Source organism: Anaerohalosphaera lusitana, assembly GCF_002007645.1.
Taxonomy (GTDB): domain Bacteria; phylum Planctomycetota; class Phycisphaerae; order Sedimentisphaerales; family Anaerohalosphaeraceae; genus Anaerohalosphaera; species Anaerohalosphaera lusitana.
Genome location: NZ_CP019791.1, coordinates 4,138,174 through 4,160,076, shown reverse-complemented (window position 1 = coordinate 4,160,076; position 21,903 = coordinate 4,138,174). Strand labels below are relative to the sequence as shown.

Annotated in this window: 15 protein-coding genes; all 15 read left to right on the top strand. The window is 52.3% G+C overall.

The annotated features are described in order from the left end of the window. Positions 1-331: 331 nt before the first annotated feature. The 15 genes from STSP2_RS16840 to STSP2_RS16770 all read left to right on the top strand — a co-directional run bounded on the left by STSP2_RS16840 (position 332) and on the right by STSP2_RS16770 (position 21,894). Positions 332-2,524, top strand: coding sequence for a bifunctional alpha,alpha-trehalose-phosphate synthase (UDP-forming)/trehalose-phosphatase (locus STSP2_RS16840; protein WP_146663877.1), 2,193 nt, complete (start codon positions 332-334; stop codon positions 2,522-2,524). A 41-nt stretch (positions 2,525-2,565) separates the two neighbouring features. Then, positions 2,566-4,371 carry a glycoside hydrolase family 15 protein gene (locus STSP2_RS16835; protein ID WP_146663876.1) on the top strand — a complete coding sequence of 602 codons (1,806 nt, stop codon included), beginning with the start codon at positions 2,566-2,568 and terminating at the stop codon, positions 4,369-4,371. 140 nt (positions 4,372-4,511) lie between these two features. Beyond that, the gene (locus tag STSP2_RS16830) at positions 4,512-5,081 is read left to right on the top strand and encodes a manganese efflux pump MntP (RefSeq protein WP_205847938.1); all 570 of its coding nucleotides are present in this window, start codon (positions 4,512-4,514) and stop codon (positions 5,079-5,081) included. A 97-nt stretch (positions 5,082-5,178) separates the two neighbouring features. Beyond that, a complete protein-coding gene (locus tag STSP2_RS16825) occupies positions 5,179-6,168 on the top strand; it encodes a class I SAM-dependent methyltransferase (RefSeq protein WP_146663874.1) in 990 nt (329 codons plus the stop codon). A gap of 23 nt (positions 6,169-6,191) precedes the next feature. Next, positions 6,192-7,169: a PEP-CTERM sorting domain-containing protein gene (locus tag STSP2_RS16820; RefSeq protein WP_146663873.1), complete on the top strand. Its 978-nt coding sequence runs from the start codon at positions 6,192-6,194 to the stop codon at positions 7,167-7,169. Between the two features lie 118 nt (positions 7,170-7,287). Further along, positions 7,288-8,070, top strand: coding sequence for a helix-turn-helix domain-containing protein (locus tag STSP2_RS16815; protein WP_146663872.1), 783 nt, complete (start codon positions 7,288-7,290; stop codon positions 8,068-8,070). Positions 8,071-8,355: 285 nt separating this feature from the next. Continuing rightward, on the top strand, positions 8,356-11,391 hold the full coding sequence (locus STSP2_RS16810) for an LPS-assembly protein LptD (protein ID WP_146663871.1): 3,036 nt from the start codon (positions 8,356-8,358) through the stop codon (positions 11,389-11,391). An 88-nt stretch (positions 11,392-11,479) separates the two neighbouring features. Continuing rightward, entirely contained in the window at positions 11,480-12,430 is a 951-nt protein-coding gene (fba, locus tag STSP2_RS16805) for a class II fructose-1,6-bisphosphate aldolase (RefSeq protein ID WP_146663870.1), read from the top strand. A 202-nt stretch (positions 12,431-12,632) separates the two neighbouring features. Further along, entirely contained in the window at positions 12,633-14,873 is a 2,241-nt protein-coding gene (locus STSP2_RS16800) for a S41 family peptidase (protein ID WP_169853304.1), read from the top strand. Between the two features lie 175 nt (positions 14,874-15,048). Next, a complete protein-coding gene (lysS, locus tag STSP2_RS16795; protein WP_146664111.1) occupies positions 15,049-16,494 on the top strand; it encodes a lysine--tRNA ligase in 1,446 nt (481 codons plus the stop codon). A gap of 61 nt (positions 16,495-16,555) precedes the next feature. Beyond that, complete coding sequence (locus STSP2_RS16790) at positions 16,556-17,881, top strand: ABC transporter permease (RefSeq protein ID WP_146663868.1); 1,326 nt, start codon at positions 16,556-16,558, stop codon at positions 17,879-17,881. Positions 17,882-17,924: 43 nt separating this feature from the next. Continuing rightward, positions 17,925-19,304, top strand: coding sequence for an ABC transporter permease (locus tag STSP2_RS16785; protein ID WP_146663867.1), 1,380 nt, complete (start codon positions 17,925-17,927; stop codon positions 19,302-19,304). Between the two features lie 20 nt (positions 19,305-19,324). After that, the gene (locus tag STSP2_RS16780; RefSeq protein ID WP_205847936.1) at positions 19,325-20,017 is read left to right on the top strand and encodes an ABC transporter ATP-binding protein; all 693 of its coding nucleotides are present in this window, start codon (positions 19,325-19,327) and stop codon (positions 20,015-20,017) included. A 22-nt stretch (positions 20,018-20,039) separates the two neighbouring features. Then, entirely contained in the window at positions 20,040-20,897 is an 858-nt protein-coding gene (ilvE, locus tag STSP2_RS16775; RefSeq protein ID WP_146663865.1) for a branched-chain-amino-acid transaminase, read from the top strand. Then, positions 20,884-21,894, top strand: coding sequence for a polyprenyl synthetase family protein (locus tag STSP2_RS16770; protein ID WP_146663864.1), 1,011 nt, complete (start codon positions 20,884-20,886; stop codon positions 21,892-21,894). The genes ilvE and STSP2_RS16770 overlap by 14 nt, the downstream gene beginning before the upstream one ends. Positions 21,895-21,903 lie beyond the last annotated feature (9 nt).

The following is a 21,903-nucleotide window of genomic DNA, read 5'->3' as shown; positions in this document are numbered from 1 at the left end:
ACAACTAAAGCTGATTTGTCTTCCTTGCCGGAACGCAAAAATCTTCTACTTGCCGCTCAAAAGCAATTATTAGAGCTACCTCAAAGATGATACAGGCTTAAATTAAGGATCGTCCGCAGGGGCGATCCTTTTCTTTCGGGTTAGCAGGGAACAATTACGGTAGTGACGGATTGGAAGTCAGAGAATGCCTTAGTTGACGAGTCGTAAGATTTAGTATATGCTATGTGCGTATCATTTCGAAGTGCGGGCCATTTTTTTCGGGAATATTTGCGGGGTCCGGCTTCAATCAGGAACTCATATTCTTTGTTAGTGCCACACTGGAGGTGTTCGAATGAGTCGTTTAGTAATTGTTTCGAATCGTTTGCCGGTTTCGATCTCAAAAGGTGAAGAGGGAATAAACATAACACATAGTACGGGGGGGGTTGCGACGGGGATATCGTCTATCTGCAAGCCGGGTGAGAGCGTCTGGATAGGCTGGCCGGGTCTGGCGGAAGAGGAGCTGGATAAGTCCGATAAGGATTATATCGGCAGGCAGTTGCGCAGCAGTAATCTTGCGCCGGTTTATCTGACGGAGTCGCAGGTGGATGAATTTTATTATGGTTTTTGTAATAAGACCGTATGGCCTTTGTTCCATTATTTCCCGCTTTATACGACGTATGAGGAGAAGGGGTGGGAGGCATACGAACAGGTAAATCGGCACTATTGTGAGGAAGTGCTGAAGGTGATCGAACCCGGCGATAAGATATGGGTGCATGACTATCAGCTCATGCTCTTGCCCCAGATGCTGCGTGAAAGGGTGCCCGATGCTCAGATAGGATTCTTCCTGCACATACCTTTCCCAACGTTTGAACTGATGCGGCTGCTGCCGTGGCGTAAGGAGATTCTGGAAGGTATTCTAGGCGCGGATCTGGTGGGTTTTCATGAGTACGACTACATGCGTCACTTCCTTAGTAGTGCGTATCGTATCTGCGGGCATGACCATTCGCTGTCGGACATCTATATAGGCAATCGGGTTATCCGGGTGGATGCCTATCCGATGGGTATCGATTATGACAAATTCGCGAATGCACGTGAAAAGCCGGAGGTTCGCGCGGAGATAGAAAAGCTCAGCGATCATGTCAATGAGGGCAGGAAGCTGGTGATCTCGGTTGATCGGCTGGACTACACGAAGGGTATCCTGAACAGGCTGGAAGCTTTCGATTACTTTTTGACGAAATATCCTCAGTACCGCGGCAGGGTGAGTATGGTCGTTGTCGCGGTGCCTTCACGTGAACAGGTGAAGAGATATGCGGATCTTCGTAAAAAGGTTGACAGACTGATCGGCAGGATCAACGGCGCTTACGGCAACATAAACTGGACGCCGATCTCATACATGTACAGGTCGTTGCCGTTCGATCAGTTGGTAGCCCTTTATAATGCTGCGGATGTCGCGCTTATCACGCCGTTGCGCGACGGCATGAACCTGGTTGCCAAAGAGTATGTCGCAACGAAGAATCGTGAGGACAGCAGGGGCGTTTTGATCCTCAGCGAGATGGCAGGCGCCAGCGGTGAGCTTGCAGAAGCGATCCCCGTAAATCCGCACAACAAGATGGAGGTCGTGGAGGCGATCAAAAAAGGGATCGAAATGTCCAAAGAGGAGCAGTGGCGCAGGAACAAGAGCATGCAGGCTCGTTTGAGCCGGTATACCGTCGGCAGATGGGCTCACGACTTCATCGAAGGAATGGAAAATGTCAAGAAAACACAGGACGATCTCGCCCTGCGGCGGTACAGCCCTGAGCGGGCCTCGACCTTTAACGTGGATTATGCGAAGGCTGATAAACGACTATTCCTGCTCGATTATGACGGGACGCTTGTGGGTTATTCCGATAAGCCGCAAGGTGCGGTTCCAGATTCGGAATTGCTAAGCATGATCAGCAATCTGACCGAAGACAAGAATAACGAGCTGGTTATTATCAGCGGCCGGGACAAGGACATCATCGAGAAATGGTTCGGTGACCTCAATGTCAATCTGGTATGTGAGCACGGTGCGGTTTTCCGGCCGAGAGGTCAGGAATGGCGTTTTCGAGACGTGAGCGACGAATGGAAGGCCAGTTTGAGACCTATTCTGGAGCTTTATGTCGACCGGACACCGGGTGCCGCAATCGAGGAAAAATCGTATTCTTTGGCCTGGCACTGGAGAAAAAGCGACCCCGGACTGGCCTGGCTTCGTATGCAGGAACTGAAAGATGCCATATTTACGCTGACATCCAATAGGGACATTGGCGTATTTGAGGGCGACAGGGTCCTCGAAGTTAAGCATATCGGCATCACCAAAGGTACGGCCGCTGAGCACTGGCTCGGAAGTGGTGAAGAATGGGATTTTGTGATGGCAGCAGGTGACGATTACACCGATGAGGACATGTTCTCGGTTCTGCCCCGCCATGCCCATTCGTTCAAGATCGGGCACGGAGCCTCGATGGCCAAGTACAGGATCGACTCTGTGTATGAACTTAGGAAAATACTTAGAGGTCTGTTAGAGCAGTAAAAGAGGCCTCACTTCAAGGCGATTAGTATAGCTGGATGAGTATGGACAATCTTGATTACGGCGTGATAGGCAACTGTAAGAGTGCGGCACTGGTGAGCAAAGAGGGAAGCATCGACTGGTGCTGCCTGCCTGATTTCGACTCGTCATCGTTTTTTGCGAAGCTGCTCGATGAGAATCGCGGAGGCAGTTTTTCTGTAAAGCCTGTCGGTGAATACACGATAAAGCAAAAATATCTTCGCAAGACCAACGTGCTCCGGACGCGGTTCAAGAAGGGGCACGATTGTTTCGAGATCATCGATTTTATGCCGCGTTATAAGACGGAGTCCGGAAAATATCATTACCCGCCGGATATTATTCGCCTTATCAGACATATTTCAGGTTCGCCGCAGGTCAGGATGTTTTATGACCCCAAGCCGGCGTGGGCGAGATACGGTGTTCGGTGCGAGGTAAAGGCGGATTTCATAAAGCACTGCACCGAAGGGGAAGGGTCCTACGAGTCCGTTTACCTGTATACGGATCTTGACAAGGAAGCGGTGGTCGAACACAAGCCGATCACGATCGACTCGGATCACTACATGGTCATGAGCTACAATCAGAAGCTCGTTGACGTGGACCTGGACTGGATATACCTGGAGTTCGAGCGGACCAAAGTTTACTGGATGGGGTGGGTTGCGAAGACCACGCGGTTTTCCGACTACGAAGAAGAGGTTGAGAGAAGTTCACTCGTTTTAAAGCTGCTTGCATACCAGAAGACCGGTGCGATACTGGCGGCTATCACGACGAGTCTGCCCGAAACCATAGGCGAGGTTCGTAACTGGGATTACCGCTTCTGCTGGCTTCGCGATGCATCCATGACCATCAGTGTACTTGTTCGGCTGGGGCATTACAACGTTGCGAAACGGTTCTTGAATTTCATTTTGAATATCGTTCCGTACAAGGACGAGCGTATTCAGATCATGTACGGGATCAACAATCAGCGTGCACTGGAAGAAAAAGAACTCGACTGGCTAGAGGGTTATGAGGGCAGTCGGCCCGTGCGGATCGGCAACGATGCCTATCATCAGAAGCAGAACGATATTTACGGCGTTGTGCTGGACGTGATCTATCAGAGTCTGCGTTACTTTAACGGCTCGGTGGATAACCGCGAGGACCTCTGGACGGTCGTACGGACGCTCACGCGACACGTTCGGTATCACTGGGAGGACCTGGATTCGGGTATTTGGGAGTTCCGCACGGACCGCAAGCACTTTACGTTCTCGAAGATACTTTGCTGGGTCGCGATGGACCGGGCGGTGAAGATCGCTGGGATGCTCGGCAAGAGCGAGGATGCCCTGGACTATGCGTATCTGCGTGATGACATTAAGACGGACGTGCTCAAACACGGCACGAATCCGGAGACGCAGGCGCTGACGCAGTATTACGGCGGGGACACCCTGGACAGTGCGAATCTCATGGCGGAACATTACGGGTTCATCGGTGCGCGGGACCCGGTCTATGTCAGCACCGTGCGGGAGACGTATAAGCGGCTTTGCGTGGGCGGACTGATGTATCGTTACCGCGATGCGGACGACTTTGGCGTGCCCAAGTCGTCGTTTACGGTCTGTTCGTTCTGGATGGTCAAGAGTCTGCATCGCATAGGCGAAAAGAAGCTCGCGCGCGAGCTGTTCGAACAACTGCTCGAACACAGCAATCATCTTGGGCTCTATAGTGAGGACCTGGATTTCAAGACCAAGCGGCTTCTGGGCAACTTCCCGCAAGGATACAGTCATCTGGCGCTGATCGATACTGCGATGACGATCTCGGGTGTGCCCGAATGGTTCGAGGAGAGCGAGCATTTCTGTCCGTAAGAAGGGACATTTTGAACATTTTCAGCGGTGTCGGTTCTGTCGGCATCGCTTTTTTTGTGCGCAGCGGGATGTTGTAAGCAGGGCGGTTTTGGTGTAGACTTCGGCAGTTGATTTTTGTCTCGTTTTTTTGGATGTTCAGTGTGGAAGTAATTACGATCATATTTATTGCGGTCGGGCTGGCGATGGACGCATTTGCGGTGTCGGTGGCTGCCGGTGCGGCTGAGCGTGATCTGAAGATCGGCCATGCGTTGCGGCTGGCTGTGTTTTTCGGTGCGTTTCAGGCGCTGATGCCCCTGGTCGGCTGGGCAGCGGGCATGGGCTTCAAGGATGTCGTTCAGGCTTACGACCACTGGGTGGCATTCGGCTTGCTGGCGGCGATAGGGGGCAAAATGATATATGAGTCGTTCAAGCTCAAGACGGAAGACGAGGGGACCTCCGTGGATGTGTCGAGCCTGGTGGTGGTGGTGGTGCTTTCGGTGGCGACGAGTATAGATGCGCTGGCGGTGGGGGTCACGCTGACGCTGGTGACGGACCATGTGGCCGCGGCGGTGATCGTGATCGGTGTAATAACGTTCGGGCTGTCGCTGCTGGGCTGCAGGATCGGCGAGAAGGTCGGACACTGGTTCGAGAACAGGATCGAGGCCGTCGGCGGGCTGATACTGATCGGGATCGGCGTAAAGATACTGGCAGAGCACCTGATCGGGAGATGAAGGATAGTTAGTTAAATCTTTTATGTCTTTTTAGTTGACTTATATGTTGGGGTATTGTAGAATTCTGGTTCGATATTTGTAAGTTGAAGGGGACCTTGTGTTTAATAATTTTGTGAACAGGCATGATTTTACGCGATTTTTGTGGGGTCTCAGGCATGGTTATGGCCGCACAATTCTCCGTAGACTTACAAAAGGAAAAGTGGGGAGGGTAAAAGAAGCGTGGAAAAAGAAAAAACGAAGAGCTACTGCATGGTGGGAGTTACCTGCCATAAATCGCCGAATTAACAAATGCATGACCGGGGACGAAAACATAGGGCAATATATTTACCTGTCCAGAAAATATTTTTCTGACAAGAAAGGGTTGCGGGGTTTGTCACTTGGATGTGGGAAGGGTAGCCGGGAACGTATTTGGGCCGGACTTGTGGATTTCGAATACTTAGAGGGGTTTGATATATCGGATGACAGCATAAAAACTGCAAAGGAAGAAGCCACCATTGCCGGGTTGGACAGGGTTTTGAGGTATCGTACTGCTGATATCTATACGGTGGATATTCCCGAAAAGACTTATGATGTTATTTTTGTAGACCATGCTCTACACCATTTCAGTCCCCTTGAGCCATTGATCCAGAAGATATCTTCCTCGTTAAAAAACGACGGACTGTTTATTGTCAATGAGTATGTGGGACCGACGAGATTTCAGTGGACTGACAGGCAGCTTGAACTGGCTAATCACCTCAGAGGAATGTTTCCTGAAGAGTATCGAAAGCATGATATTGATGGTTCTATAAAGAAAGTCATTAAGCCAAGCCGTCTGAGTATGATCATGAAAGATCCATCGGAGGCGATCGAATCCGAAAATATTATGCCGCTATTGAAAAAGTATTTCGATTTTGCGGAGTACAGACCTTGTGCGGGGGCTATTCTGCACCTTGCTTTTGAAGGCATTGGCGGGAATTTTTTGAATGAGGATGAGACTACAAAGAAACTGTTTGAAATGAGTTTTTGCCTTGAAGACACCTTGACTGAGATAGGCGAAGTTGGAAGTGATTATGCTTTGGTCGTGTGTCAGAAGCGAAAATCGATTTAACTATTTGGATATGGAGGGAAGTTATGAAGAAATCTGTTTTGATTAGCTGCTTGTTGTTTGTTTTCTGTGTCGTAGGTAATAGCTATGGTTTGGCTGTAGTTGACTCTGACTACCAGTTGGAGAGAGTAGCGGGTTTTAACTACTACTACCCCTATGGCCATGCCAAAGAAATTACATTTGACGATGCCAGCAACATTTATGTGAGTCATGATTCCGGCGGCGTGCTCAAAATTGACCAGTCTGGTAATGAACAGTTTATTGGAAGTGGTTTTGAAAACCTTCAGGGTATCGTGTGGGCTGGTGGAACACGATACGGAGACAATCTGTATGCGGCAGATGTTTACCCTAAAGCCATTAAGCAGGTTTCTACTAGTGGTCAGTCAGGTGTACTTGTGAATGTCCCAAATGAGCCCCTAAACCTTACTATTGATCACACAGGGAACTATGGGGGTGACATGTTTGTGGGCACGCGAAGGTCCGCTGAAATATACCGCATTTTCAGTGATGGCTCGGTGGCTGAATTCATAGACATGCCGTATCTTGGTGATAGAGCATTTGTCGGTAATATGGCTTTTGACGAAACGGGAAACTATGGTGGGAGCATGTTTGTAGCCATTGGCAATTATGTTCTTGATGATTACAAGGGTGTATTAAAGATTGATCCTGATGGAGATGTGACGAAATTTCTACCTGATAAATTTGGCTGGGGAGATTTCGCTTTTGACACCGATGGATTCTTCAATGAGCAAATGTATGCTTCCAATGGTTCGGATATTTACAGTGTGGACACAGACGGAACACTTACGATGTTTATGGAGGGGCATGATGGCATACGCATTCGTGACCTGAAATTTGATCAAGATGGCTCATTGAATGTTCTTTGGACGAATGGTGACCATGTTTTCAATATCGACAAGGTGTCGCTGGTTCCTGAGCCCTGCAGTTTGGTTTTGCTTGGTGTTGGGGCGTTTGTGATGGGTCGGCGTCGCAATAGAAATTAGGGAAAAGACACATGGATCGCTGGTCGGTTTGGCTGGCGGTCCAGTTTTTTGGTTTGTTTGTTTATTAATTAGCAAACAAACATATTGCGGAGTTGCTAGTTGAGGCTATAATTGTGTTATGGCTCTTGGGCAGATAATACGCAGAAGACGGATTGAACTGAACCTCACTCTGGACGAGGTGGCGGCGAAGATAGGTTTTTCCAAGCCCTATGTCTCGACTGTGGAGACGGGGAAGGTGAAAAATCCGCCCAGCGACAATTTTTTAAAGCGGCTGGAGGAGGTTCTGCAATTCGAGAAGGGGCTGCTGCAGCATATCGCGCACCTGGAGCGTCTGCCTGCGGATATTCGGCGGGATTATGAGGCGATCGACGCTGAAAACCGCAAGTTCCGGCAGCTTATCAAGAATATCGTCGAGAAAAAGACCGATCCGGGATCTATCGGGGGCGTGGTGAGCCTGGAAGAGCTTGGGCTGGATATCGAGGAGGGGGCCAAGCGGCCCGTGACCGCAGGACAGCTCGTGCCGGTCATAAACAAGGTAGCGGCGGGTTATCCGGTCGATTTTGACGATCTGGGCTATCCGGCAGGCTTTGCGGACGATTATGTGCGGTGTCCGGACCTGCACGATCCGAACGCTTTTGCGGTGCGGGTTGTGGGCGACTCGATGGAGCCGAAGTTCAACGAGGGCGATATTGTGGTATTTTCACCGGCGGCGGACGTTCACAGCGGGGATGACTGCTTTGTGCGGTTCACCATGCCGCACGAGACGACCTTCAAGCGGGTCTATTTCGAGGATTCGGGGCTGCGGCTGCAGCCGAGAAACCAGAATTACGCGCCGCGTTTTGTCGAAGGCGACAGGGTAAACGGCATTTACAGGGCTGTTATCCGCTATGAGAAGCTCTAACAGGTCCTGAATGGGGGTGAGCTGCGCAGATTTGGTCCATATCGCTTATTGCTGTTAAAAAAATGCATGATGAGCTTGTTTATGGCCGGTTTTTGGGTGGCGGCGGCGTTTTTGACTGGAAGTTCGGCCGTTTATGCATATAATCACAGCAAAATTATGTGTCTAAGTCCAGATTCCCGGATACGCTGAAGCGATCGGCACGGCAGGAATTGCGGTGTGTTTGCATATTTTGTGCGCCGGGACTGGTTTTCGCTACTTCTGTTGGCTTTTTTGCGGGCTTTTGATATGCACAGCGGCAAACTTGCGATCCTATTGTTGATCTTGCCAGTTCTGGCGGGGTCCGTATCGGCTGCGCCGGCTGCGGAATATTTTGCCGGGCAGGACCTGCATCTTTCAGCGGACGAAATGACCGTTTACGGGGGGAACGGGCTGGCCGATGACAGGCACGTTCTGCTTTTCGAGGGCGACTTCCGGCTGTCGATCGGAGCGAACGATCTTTCAAGTGAGCAAGCGATAGTATGGATAGACACACTGCGGACGGTTCACCAGGGCGTGGAGCAGGTCGATTACAATGCGAAGATATATCTCAAGGGCAACGTTTCTGTGACTCGCGGAGAGGGCGCCAAGTCGACGGCTATGCGGCAGGCGGTGATCGAACAGGGCCATTCGCTGGTGACGAGTTTCAAGGTGACCGGCGAGGTTTATTCGAAAGCAGACGTCCAGTACCAGGCACGGCTTCGTGAGCTCAAGGGCACCGAACTCTACAATGAAGCGATAAGTGCTGCAGATCCCGTCGTCCTTCGACCGCGTATCGCTGAGGAAGCGAAGATCCCCGGCGATGTCGATCCTGCGACCGTTGAAGATGTTGATCAGCATCGCATGCGGGACGAAATGGCGGTTGTCGATGAGTCTGCTGATCAGGTGCCGGCAGGTGAAAAGTCCGAAGCCGGGCAAAAACAGGTTCAAAGAGAAACTGAGCCGATCAGCGATGTCTATCAGTATCCCATACAGATTGCGGCAGTTGGAAGCGAGCAGCCGCGAATAGAGACTAGCAAGCTGCCCAGCGGAATGAATATCGCTACGATACGCGGGCGGTTTTACATGTGGCAGCGTAGCGAGGACGGCGAGGGACTGCTTGAGTTCCAGGCTGACAACGCAGTGATATTCTACTCTGGCGAAAATTTCAGCGTCGCGGGCGATGATGCAAGCGGAGACAGTCTGGGCTCGGGAAGGGCCGAGGCTGTTTATGTGCAGGGCGATATAATCATGACCGAGGGGCCTCGGACGATCCGTGCGGAAGAGGTTTACTATGATTTCCGTTTCCGCCGGGCTATCGCGGTTCGAGCGGAGATGCAGCAGTACGACGTGGATCGAGGTATTCCGGTTTATCTCCGTGCGGCAAAGCTTAAGAAGGTGACGGACAATGTTTTCGAGGCGGAAGACATTACGCTGACGACGAGCGAGTTTTATCTGCCGCAGGTTTCTATGACGGCGTCGAGCCTGGTGCTGACGGATATGACATCGGTGGACGAGCGAGCCAGCCGTGAGGAGACCGAGAGCAAGTATGACGCGGTTCTCTACGACACGAGGATGAAATACAAGACGGCCACGATCTTCGCATGGCCGAAGATCAGGACGGATTTTGAACGGCCGGACGTGCCCATCAGACGCGCGAGTGTGGGCGACAGCAGCGATTTCGGTTTTTCCGTCGAGACAAACTGGTATCTCAGCAAGCTGCTCGGTATCAAGGAACCCGAGGGTGTGGAAACCGATTTGGCGGTCGACTATTATGGTCAAAGGGGCCTGGGCACCGGTGTTGCAGCCGAGTATGAGAGGCAGGATTATTACGGCTGGGTCAGCTCTTATGTGATCAAGGACAGCGGCGAGGATGACCTGGGGCGGATCAACAGCCGGGAAAATCTGGAGCCGGAGTCCGACTGGCGAGGCCGATTTACCGCGAGGCACAGGCATTATCTGCCTTATGACTGGCAGGCAACGGTCGAGGTAAGTTATCTCAGCGACAAGAATTTCCTGGAGTCGTTTTACAGGGATGAATTTGATAACGGCAAGGCACAGGAGACGCTGCTTTATCTGAAGCGGCTCAAGGAGAATTGGGCCTTTTCGATTCTCAACAAGGTGCGAATAAATGATTGGGCCACTGAAACCGAAGAGCTGCCCACGGTTGAATATCACAAGCTGGGCGAGTCATTCTGGGATCACAGACTGACGTACTACAGCGATACGCAGGTCAGCAGGCTAAAGGACAGATACAGCTCGGACAGCAGTCAGCAATCGCCCGAGCAGTTTTATACGTTTGCTTCGACACGGCACGAGGTGGACGCGCCTCTTACGGTTGGTCAGTGGCAGGTCGTTCCATTCGCAGCGGGGACGTTCGGCTATGAGGATCAGGGCGGATTCATACGCAATATAGATGGCACGCCGGGCAATCGTGAAGATACGGTCTGGCTCGGAGAGACGGGCGTTCGTGCTTCGACGATGCTGTGGAACGTCGACCCGACGGTCAAATCCGAATTCTGGGATCTGGACGGTATGCGGCACATAGTCCAGCCCCATATCGAGGCGGCCGGTTATTACGACAGCGACGATGTTTTCGAGATGCGTGATTATGTGAATCTCGGTCTTTCTCAGCGGTGGCAGACGCACCGGGGTACCGAAGAATTCGAACGTACGGTCAACTGGATGCGCCTGGATCTGAATGCGACTTTCCTCAGCGAGACGGCTGACGATCCGGTTGGGCCGGACAAATATATCTATAACAATCCTGCAGTGCCCGTGTTCGCAAGGCGGCGGAGCGTTGATTTCGGATTGCAGCGGGACATGATAAACGCTGACTATTCGTGGCGGATGAGTGATGTCTCGACGTTGCTGAGTGACCTAAGTTATGACATCGACGCGGGCACGGTCGAACAGTTTGATCTCGGTTTTGTGCGGTACGTATATCCCGATCTGAGCTACTATATCGGCAACCGGTATCTCAAGCGTGTTACCGTGGATGTTCCCGCTGACGACATATTCGAAGAAGGTTCTAATTCGCTGATCGCGGCGGTGACGTACAATCTCAACGATCGATATACCGCTGTTATCTCCCAGGAATATAATTTCGATTACGGCCACAATGTTCGAAGTGAGCTGACATTGATCAGGCGGTATCATCGGCTGTATTATGGTTTTACATTTGAGATCGATGAGTCAAGGGATGAGCAGAGCGTAATGTTCAGTGTCTGGCCCCAGGGAGTTGATGATCTGGCGATCGGCTCGCGTGATTACGTGGGAATTACCGAGACCATTCCGCAGATATAGGCGGATTAATAATTTTGCGTGAATCGAAGCTTTGAGCTTCTGAAAAAAAATAGTAAATTGTAGACAGTTATTCATTAGGAGAAAACTTATGCCATTAGTTGGTACTAAGAAAATGTTCGAGATGGCCTACAAGAATGGCTATGCTGTTGGCGCGTTCAACGTTAATAACATGGAGATCACACAGGGCATCGTGGAAGCTGTAGCCGAAGAAAAGGCTCCGCTGATCCTGCAGATATCTCGCGGTGCACGTTCCTACGCAAGCATGAGCTACCTCAAGGCGATCATCGACACTGCAGTTGCCGAGAATCCGGACATCCCGATCGCAATGCATCTGGACCACGGTGATACGGTCGAGACATGCAAGCAGTGCGTTGATGACGGCTTCACATCTGTGATGATCGACGCATCTCACAGCCCGTTTGCAGAAAACATTGAGATCACAAAGAAGGTAGTAGAATACGCACACGCTCACGGCGTTTCGGTAGAAGCCGAACTTGGTCAGCTTGGCGGTATCGAGGAAGACGTTGTAGGTGTTGCTGCTGACGACGTTTCTAAGCACCTTACCGACCCCGATGAGGTTGTAGAGTTTGTCGAAAAGACCGGTTGCGATTCTCTCGCGATCGCTATCGGCACCAGTCACGGCGCTTACAAGTTCAAGAGTGAGCCCAAGCTTGCTTTTGAAGTTTTGGAACAGGTTCATGAAAAACTTCCTGGTTTCCCGCTGGTAATGCACGGCAGCAGCAGTGTTCCGCAGGAATTTAAGGATCTTATCAACAAATATGGCGGGAACATGCCGGATGCCGTCGGCGTACCAGAAGATGCGATCAGCAAGGCAGTAAAGCTGGCTATCTGTAAGGTTAATATCGATACGGATTTGCGTATGGCATTGACCGCGAAGATCCGCGAAGTATTCAGCACAAAGCCTGAAGAATTCGATCCGCGTAAGTACCTCGGCCCGGGCCGTGCAGCGATCAAGGACATGGTTAAGCGTAAACTTCATGTTCTGGGTTGTGCCGGCAAAGCTGCTGAATGCATGTAATTCAGTAATATCGACCTACAGTGGTAGGTCTTAAGAGGGGCGAGTCCGTGGCAGTTTCTGCATTTGCAGGGATTGTCGCGGGCTCTGCCGCTCATATTTTGTATTATTGTGGTGTTTTGTCGAATGGTGTCTTAAACTGCCGCTATGAGTGATGCGGTAGATCATTATTTCGACAAAAACTAAATTTATGTGGGGTTTAGCAGTGAAATCTATTAATCAACGACTGAGCATTGCAATTCTGGTTACTCTGGCAGCAGTTTCAGGCCTGGTAGGGTGCGGTTATGCTGCAAGCAGATCTGCAGAGGCCAATCAAGGGCAGCAGATCGATCAGCAGCTTGATATTGAGAATGGCCAGAAGCTTCCGGATCTGGTAGCTGAGCAGATATGCGAAGGAGACTTTGCAGCAGCCAGGCGAGTTCTTGCAGGCCGTGAGCCCGGCACCAATGGTGATGTTGAAGCACTTATCAATATTTTATCTCAATATGATACCATTGAAGAGCACAGGGCCAAGAGCCGCAAAGAAGCTTATCAGGAGCAGCTTGACGAAATAGCGAAATTCAGAGAAGAGGGAATACCGAGCGAACCCAATCAGATCAGCGAGGCTTTCGTAGCTGTGATCAAGGCACGGGATTATGCGGCCGAGGACAAAAAGGACGATATCTACGAGATGCCGTTCGTCAAAAAGCTTGTCAAACGTGCCAAGGAAGCAGCAGACGAACTGGAAGCTAAGGGTAACTGGGTCGACGCCTATGCGCACGGTTACTACTGGCTGACCAATTTATACAAGGACAACAAGGATTACGAAAAGCATGCCGAGAAGCTGACCGAAAAGGCGATGATCGAGGTTTCGCTCAAGGACAACAGTTGCGAGACCAGCGAGGAACGGCATGAAGGTATAACCGCCCAGATGCTGGAAAAATCGATTCGGGCGCTGGAGTTCAACTACGTCAGCGTGATCGATTACGGCGAGATGGTGGAAAAGGCCCTGCGGCGGAGCAGGCTGCTGGGTGAGGTGGTCAGCAAAAGCGCTGAAGAGATCGCCTATGAGGTTACGGACGAGCAGGCCAAGGCCTGGATCAGCGGTATCGAGGCTATCGAGGAATCTATCTCGGATCCCCAAAGTGCCGTCAGCAGGGATAAGTTCCTTGAAATATTCGAGCAGGTCATTGCCATCAATGAAGAAACCCTGAAGCTGCCGCCTGAAGTTGTCATTGCGCAATTTTCCGAGGCTTCGCTGGAAGCGCTTGACCCGTTTACAACACTGGTATGGCCGTGGCGGGTGCTGGATTTTCAAAAGAGCATGACACAGGATTTCACCGGCATCGGTGTCCAGATAACCAAGGATCGCGGCGAGGTCAAGGTCGGCAGTCTGCTGCCCGACACACCCGCTTTCAATTCGGGTCTTGATGCGAACGATCTTATCCTTAAGATCAACGGCGAGTCGACCGAGGACATGACGCTGCAGTGCGTGGTCGACAAGATAACGGGACCTGCGGGTACTGAAGTTACGCTGACGGTGCAGCATGAAGGCGAAGAAGACGGGATAACTGAGGAAATTACGATAACCCGCGGCAGGATAGTCGTGCCGACCATTCGCGGCTGGCAGAGGACCAACGAAGCGAAATGGCGTCACATGGTCGACCCTGCCAATAAGATCGGTTACGTACGGCTGACAGCATTTACGGAGAACACAGCGACGGATCTGAGTGATATCCTCGACAATCTCGAAGAGCAGGGCATGAAGGGCCTGATAATCGACCTGCGGTTCAACTCGGGCGGTTATCTGTCGACGGCTGCGGACGTTGTGGACCTGTTCGTGGACAGGGGACTGATCGTCAAGAGTCAGCCGCGATGGGGTCCGCCGAGCTATGAAATGGCCGAGGAAGGCGATACCCACCCGGATTATCCTATCGTGGTTCTGATCAACGGCCAAAGCGCAAGCGCGTCTGAGATCGTTGCAGGCGCCCTGCAGGACAAGGAATTCCGTCGGGCAACGCTGGTTGGCGAACGAACCTACGGCAAGGGAAGCGTTCAGACCATCACGCCCTTCTCGGGCGAGGGTTCGCAGCTCAAGTATACTATGGCGTATTATCATCTGCCGTCGAATCAGCGAGTGAAGAACCGCTATATCATCGAAAAACAGGGCAGAAAAGACTGGGGCATCGAGCCGGATGTCGAGGTTGAGCTTCGCGGCGATGAGCTTAAGGAACTTCTGGATGTCCAGCTTGCAAATGATGTGCTGGCGAGGTCGGACCATAACGAGAGAAGCGAGCTGAAGCGATATTCGCTCGAAGAAACGCTCAAGGCTGATCCGCAGCTTGCGATCGGCATGATCGTAGTCAAGAGCAAGGTTGTCGATCAGGGCGGTGATATAAAACCCAGTGAATTGCTAACCTACCAGGATGATGAGAAGGTTGAGAGCGAACCGACCAAAACCGATTAGTTAAGAAAAGAACGGGTTCGCGCCCGGCGTTAACGGACAGCCTAACTGCTGCTCCGGTCAATAAATAAAATGTACAGGCAGTCAGCTTAGGGGATTCATGCTGGCTGCTTTGTTTTATCAGAATGTTAATTTATCCGGATTCGAAGGGGATAATAAGTTGGCAGAACAGTCAAGCATGGACCAGTACCAGCAGCAGCGGCAGGAAAAGCTGAACAAGATGATCGAGTTGGGTGTCGACCCGTACGGCGGCAGATTTGATGATGTTATTCCGGCCGAGAAGATCAAGGCGGATTTCGAGGATGACAAAGAAGGCCAGCGAGCTTGTGCCGCCGGTCGTATTGTCCTGCTTCGCGATATCGGCAAGCTGATGTTCGTCACGCTTCGCGATTCGAGCGGCACGATCCAGCTCGGTCTGAGCAAGAAGATGCTGGCGGATCAATGGCCGCTGTGCAAGCTGCTCGAGCTCGGTGATATCGTAGGCGCCGAAGGTGAGGTCGGCAGGACGCGCACCGGTGAGATCACGATCTGGGCCGAGAAGGTAACGATCCTTTCGAAGTCACTCATGCAGCCGCCCGAGAAGTTCCACGGCCTGACCGATCCGGATGCACGCTATCGCATGCGTTATGTCGATCTGTGGGCGAATCCGGAGGTACTCGAACGTTTCCGCAAACGCAGTGAGATCGTCGCAAGCATGCGAAATTTCCTGCAGGAGCGAGGCTTCCTTGAAGTCGAGACGCCGATGATGCAGACGATCGCAGGCGGTGCGGCTGCCAAGCCTTTCATTACGCACCACAACACTCTGGATATGGATCTGTTTTTGCGGATCGCTCCCGAGCTTTTCCTCAAGCGTCTGCTGGTTGGTGGTATGGAGCGGGTCTTCGAGATCAACCGCAATTTCCGCAACGAGGGTCTGAGTACCAGGCACAATCCCGAGTTTACGATGATGGAGCTGTACCAGGCGTACGGCGATTACAATGCAATGATGGACCTGACCGAGGAGATGGTCACTAGCCTCGTCGAGAAGCACTGTGACGGCATGGAGCTGCCGTTCGGCGAGATGACGGTAAATTATTCCGGGCCGTGGCGAAGGGCACGATATGCGGACCTGCTCAAGGAATGTGCGGGCGTGGATATCGACGACATCGAGGCTGTTCGCGCGAAGGCGCGTGAGCTCGAGATCGGCGAAAGTCACATGGATGACGCGGTCGTGATCAACGAAGTCTTCGAAGAGACGGTCGAGGATACGCTGATTGATCCGACGTTCGTTATCGATTACCCTGCAGAGCTTTGCCCGCTGACCAAACGCAGCAAGGCTGATCCGCGCTATGCAGAGCGTTTCGAGCTGTTCATCGGTAAGATGGAGCTTGCGAACGCTTATACAGAGCTGAACGACCCGAAGGTGCAGGAAGACAACTTCCGCACGCAGCTCGACGGTCAGGAAGATACGATGGCGACGATGGATGAGGATTTCGTCACCGCACTCAAGTACGGCATGCCGCCTGCGGGTGGTCTGGGTGTGGGCATCGACAGGCTCGTGATGCTTTTGACCGGCGCGACGACAATTCGTGACGTGATCCTGTTCCCGCTGCTCAAGCCTGCCGCCAGAAGCGAAGAGGAGTAAACGGCGGCGGATGTGGTTTTTGTGTGCGTTCGCGTGGCGGACGTGCTGAAGAAGGAATGCGATGAAACATCTGAGCGTGGTACTTTGCCGCAGATATCTGAGCAAGAAGAAGATCGTTCTGTTGAGCGTTGCTTCGGTGGCGATGTCATGTGCGCTGCTTGTGGTCGTGGCGAGCCTGTTCACGGGTTTTATCGCCTCATTCGAGAGCACTGTCAGTGACCACGTCGGCGACGTCGTTATAAGCGGCAGGCGCGGAGTGCTGATAGAGCAGTACGACAGGCTGATAGCCGAGCTGGATGAGCTTGACGAGGTCGAGAGTTCGACGGCGGTGCTGAGCGGCAAGGGCGGATTGCTTTTTCTTGGGCCGGGTAATGTCAGGGCGGTCCAGCTTTACGGGATCGAGATGCCCCGGCGAAGCAAGGTAACGCCTTTCGGCGATATGCTCGTTCGGCAGAAGGGGTCAGACAGTGCAAGTTTTACACCGGAGTGGGTCAAGGGCGGGACGGGTGGATTTCTGGGCATAGGCGTGATATCGAGTCCGGACGAAAAGACCGACGAGTATGACATGGCCGAGGTCCAGGACTTTATCGGCAGAAAGGTCGTATTGACGACAGGTGATGGACAGTCAACGAAGACGCAGCTTGTAAAGTTCACTGTCGCGGATGTAGTATTCAGTGGCTTTCACTGGGCGGATAAGGATTTTGTGTACCTGCCGATGGAGCGGGTGCTGGATGAATTCTACCCCGACAGCGGCAAGGTTGCGGACATGGTGCAGATAAAGGTGGCCGAAGGCTATGACCCTGCCGCCACAGTCGCCCAGGTGCGATCAGTCTGGGAGCGGTTCGCTGATCAGGAACTGGGCTGGAGCCTGCCCAGGATCGCGGCGGTGCAGGTACAGACCGCACGGCAGAACTGGGCCCGGCTGATAAGCGAGTATCAGAAACAGCTCGGCATGCTGATGGTTATTTTCGGCGTCGTCAGCGGCGGCGTTGTACTGCTGATCGCGTGCATTTTCTATATGATCGTGATAACCAAACGCCGAGATATTGCAGTGGTCAAAAGCTGCGGCATGGGCGGTTTTTCGGTAGCGGGTCTATTCCTGTTTTTCGGCAGCATCGTCGGCGTGGTCGGAAGCGGCATCGGCATCGCGGCTGGTTACGTGATCACGAAGAACATCAACTCGATCGAAGCTGCGATCAGCTCCACCTTCGGGCTCAAGCTGTGGCAGAGCAGCACGTACATGTTCAGTACGATACCGGATGATATGAACTGGTCCGCGGCCGGCTGGGTGGTCATTGCGTCAGTGATCGCGAGCATGATCGGAGCGATAATCCCCGCAATCAGGGCGGCGACCTTGCGGCCCGTTAAAATACTGCGGTACGAGTGAGCGGCTGGATGGCCGTTGTTTTTGATTATACGGATGTAAGTTAATGTACAAGTTTTTGCTGGCACGCAGATATTTCGTGAAACGCAAGTCGACGGCGTTGGCGGTCGCCGCGGTTGCGTTGTGCGTGTTCATGGTCGTCGTCGTGATGACCGTGATGAGCGGGCTTGTACGCGAGTTCAAGGAAAAAAACCACAGGTTCTTCGGTGACGCGATTATCAGCAGTGATTCGCTGGTGGGCTTCGCGCATTACGAGAATTTTCTCGAAGAGCTGGTCGAAAAGGATTACGTGCTGCAGGCTTCTCCGGTGATCGAGACGGTGGGCATTCTCGAAAGCCAAATGTCCGGCAGTCAGTCGGGCATGAAAATAATGGGTTTTGATCCGGCAAGGCATGCGAAGGTGACAGCGTTCGAGGAGAGCCTGCATTATCGCGAAGATGAGCCGGAGATGGCTTTCGTACCGACATACAGGCCCAACCAGCCCGGCGTGGTTGTCGGCATCGATCTATTGCGAAGCAGGCAAGGCAAGATGGGCGAATACTATCACGAGCCTAATCCGATGCATATTAAGCTGAACGTGAGCTGTTTTCCGCTGACCGCCAGGGGCAATCTAGCGCGGGCGGGTATCGGCGGCGGCCTGGTCAATACCAAGGCGTTCTATTACAGCGACGACAGCCACAGCGGCCTGGTCGAGCAGGACGGCGGATATATTTATATGTCACTAGACGATCTGCAGGCTCTTTGCGGGATGGACGGGACGTATCCTCGTATCCATTCGATCTTCGTCAAATATGCCAAAGGCATGGATGTCGAGACAGCGACAGCGAGGGTTAAACGACTATGGGATGATTATGTTGCGAACATTGCCGCGGATGCTGAAACGAGCTATGAAAAACGGCTGGCCGGGCTCATGGATCATGTCAATGTCGAGACGTGGAAGCAGTACCGGGCGGCGATGATAGCTCCCATGGAGAAGGAAGAGACGATGATGACGCTGGTATTTTTGATGCTGGGCTTTATCACTGTCTTTATCATATTCGTCGTTTTCTATATGATGATCAGCAGCAAAAGCAAGGACATCGGCATCCTCAAGAGCATGGGCGTGTCGTCCGGCGGAGTTCTGAGCGTCTTTCTCGGGCTTGCGGGTATCGTCGGCACGACAGGCACCGCGATAGGCATGGCGGGCGGCATCGCACTGCTTGTAAAGGTGCATGCGATAGAGGACTGGTTGTTCGAGAACTATCAATGGCAGTTGTGGGACCGCAGCGTTTACGCCATCGGCGAGATACCGAACCAGATCGAATGGCAGACAATGGTTTTCATTGCGGCCTGCTCGGTGGCAGCGTGCCTGGCCGGTGCGGCGATACCGAGTATGCAGGCAGCGAGACGACGGATCGCCGAAGTGCTACAGGTTGATCAGCTCTAATTTAAATGGATCGAAAGACAATGCCTAAAATTCTAAAAGCGAGTTCAATATATAAATCCTATCGCATGGGCCAGGCTAAGCTTGATGTGCTCAAGGGGCTGGATCTGAGCATCAAGGAGGGCGAATTCGTTGCCATCGTCGGTTCGTCGGGAAGCGGCAAGAGTACGCTTTTGCATATTCTAGGCGCCCTTGACAAGGTTGATAAGGGCAGGGTTCAATTTCGCGGTAAGGATCTGGACAAATTTTCTGTGATGGATTATGCCCGTTTTCGCAATAAGATGGTGGGTTTTGTGTTTCAGTTCTACCATTTGCTGGACGAATTGAATGTACTGGAAAACGTCCTCCTGCCGTCGATGGCCGGGACCGGGATGTTCGGCTGGGCAGCCAGGAAAAAAACTGCTGTCGAGCGAGCCGAGATGCTGCTGGACAAAATGGGACTCAGTGAGCGTTTGAAACACAAGGCATATCAGCTCAGCGGCGGCGAAAGACAGCGAGTAGCTATCGCACGGGCGCTGATGAACAACCCGGTACTGCTTTTGGCGGATGAACCTACAGGAAACCTTGACTCTGTGACTGGAAATGGTATTTTAGAATCACTTGCGCATTTCAACGCGGAAGGGCAGACGATAGTTATGGTGACGCACGACGATCGTGTGGCGCAAAAAGCTGATCGAACGATACGGCTCGTGGACGGGAAGATTGCCCGTTTATAGATTTTAATTGATGGAGAATATGATGGGTTTGAAGATTTGGCAGAACGGCGAATTAGTTGACGAGGCACAGGCCAAGGTGTCCGTTTTTGATCATGGGCTGCTCTACGGCGATGGCGTGTTTGAGGGTATCCGCGTTTACAGCGGCAATATCTTCGAGTTCGAAGCGCACATTGACCGTCTTTATGAGTCTGCAAAAGCTATCAGGCTGGATATCGGCATGGACAAAAGGCCTTTGATGGACGCGACCGAAGAGACTGTCAAGGCCAATGAGATCGAGGACGGCTATATCAGGCTGCTGGTTACACGCGGTGTAGGCGATCTGGGCCTGAACCCGTTCGTTTGTGGCAAAGCGGGCGTCATCATCATCGCGGCCAATATTCAGCTTTATCCTGAAGAGTTTTACGAAACGGGCCTGAAGGTTATAAGCGCAAATGCCGTTCGGACGCATCCGCTGACACTGCCGCCGCAGGTCAAGAGTCTGAATTATCTGAACAATATTCTCGCAAAGATAGAAGCGATCGATCACGGCGTGGGCGAGGTGGTAATGTACAATCCTCAGGGATATGTTGCCGAAGCCAGCGGGGATAACATATTCATTATACGCAAGGGCGAGCTGTTCACCCCTCCGATACAGGCCGGCGCGCTTGATGGTATCACCCGGCAGGTCGTAATGAAACTGGCCAGAGAGTCCGGGTATACGGTCACCGAACGAAATCTTACAAAGTTCGACCTTTACATTGCTGATGAGTGTTTCCTGACCGGGACCGCGGCAGAGGTGATCGGCGTCGTTGAAATTGACGGGCGCATTGTGGGCGACGGCAAGCCCGGTGCTGTGACTAAAGAGCTCAGGAAAAAGTTTTTCGAGTATGCACGGTCATAACCGCACAGATAACAAAAATGATGGTGCCGGCGGCGAAAGTTCGCCGGTGCCATTTTTTAACGCGCTGAGCGAGGAGCTGAAGGCGGTTGACTATCTGCTAGCAGGAGCAATCGAACCTGGCGAGGGTGACATTGCGGGACTGGTCGCCAACGTTAGGACATCTGGTGGCAAGATGCTTAGGCCCGGGCTGTTGCTGCTAAGCGGTCGAATTTTCGATCAGAGTGGCGAGAGACATATCCGTGCCGCAGCGATGGTCGAAATGGTTCACTTGGCAACGCTGCTACACGATGATGTCATCGATCACGCAACGCGAAGACGCGGGCGGGAGACGATTAATTGTTTATATGGGGACAAGGCGGCAGTCTTGCTTGGCGGGTATGTACTCGGTAAAGTCATGGCTCTTGGCAGTGCTGAAGGTATGGCGGATATGTCAGGCGAAGTTGCCGCGGTTGCCCGGAAAATATGCGACGGGGAGATGATGCAGAACGTGATCAGTCTCGATCACGAAATTGGTGAACAGAATTATTACAATATTATCGCCAGTAAGACGGCGGCTCTTTTCGGAAGTGCTTGCTGGATGGGTGCGTTTCTTTCGGGAGCCTGTAAAAAGGATTGCAACTCGTTAAGACAATACGGAGAGCATTTTGGAACGGCGTTCCAGATAGCGGACGACATTCTGGATGTGACGAGCTCCGTGCAGAAAATGGGTAAGAATGTGGGTAAGGATATCTTTGCACTCAAACCGACACTACCGCTAATACACTTTGTTCAAACGGTCGCTGACGGCAGAGAACTGCTCCATACTGCCGTTTACGAGGACGACAGGGGCCGCATACGTGATATGCTCAGTGACGCTGGCAGCATCGAATACGCATACGAGCAGGCGAAAATGCACAGTGACAAAGCTGTGCACTCTCTTACATTCATTGAAGCCGATCAGACAGCGATGGAGCCGCTTTTGTCATTGTCTCGGTTTGCCGTCAACCGCGAAGTCTGACGGTTCTTG

Bases quoted from the DNA above. Each gene is read 5' to 3' on its own strand.
- STSP2_RS16840 (WP_146663877.1), top strand. From the start codon at position 332: ATGAGTCGTTTAGTAATTGTTTCGAATCGTTTGCCGGTTTCGATCTCA.
- STSP2_RS16835 (WP_146663876.1), top strand. From the start codon at position 2,566: ATGGACAATCTTGATTACGGCGTGATAGGCAACTGTAAGAGTGCGGCA.
- STSP2_RS16820 (WP_146663873.1), top strand. From the start codon at position 6,192: ATGAAGAAATCTGTTTTGATTAGCTGCTTGTTGTTTGTTTTCTGTGTC.
- STSP2_RS16815 (WP_146663872.1), top strand. From the start codon at position 7,288: ATGGCTCTTGGGCAGATAATACGCAGAAGACGGATTGAACTGAACCTC.
- STSP2_RS16810 (WP_146663871.1), top strand. From the start codon at position 8,356: ATGCACAGCGGCAAACTTGCGATCCTATTGTTGATCTTGCCAGTTCTG.
- fba (WP_146663870.1), top strand. From the start codon at position 11,480: ATGCCATTAGTTGGTACTAAGAAAATGTTCGAGATGGCCTACAAGAAT.
- lysS (WP_146664111.1), top strand. From the start codon at position 15,049: ATGGACCAGTACCAGCAGCAGCGGCAGGAAAAGCTGAACAAGATGATC.
- STSP2_RS16790 (WP_146663868.1), top strand. From the start codon at position 16,556: ATGAAACATCTGAGCGTGGTACTTTGCCGCAGATATCTGAGCAAGAAG.
- STSP2_RS16785 (WP_146663867.1), top strand. From the start codon at position 17,925: ATGTACAAGTTTTTGCTGGCACGCAGATATTTCGTGAAACGCAAGTCG.
- STSP2_RS16780 (WP_205847936.1), top strand. From the start codon at position 19,325: ATGCCTAAAATTCTAAAAGCGAGTTCAATATATAAATCCTATCGCATG.
- ilvE (WP_146663865.1), top strand. From the start codon at position 20,040: ATGGGTTTGAAGATTTGGCAGAACGGCGAATTAGTTGACGAGGCACAG.
- STSP2_RS16770 (WP_146663864.1), top strand. From the start codon at position 20,884: ATGCACGGTCATAACCGCACAGATAACAAAAATGATGGTGCCGGCGGC.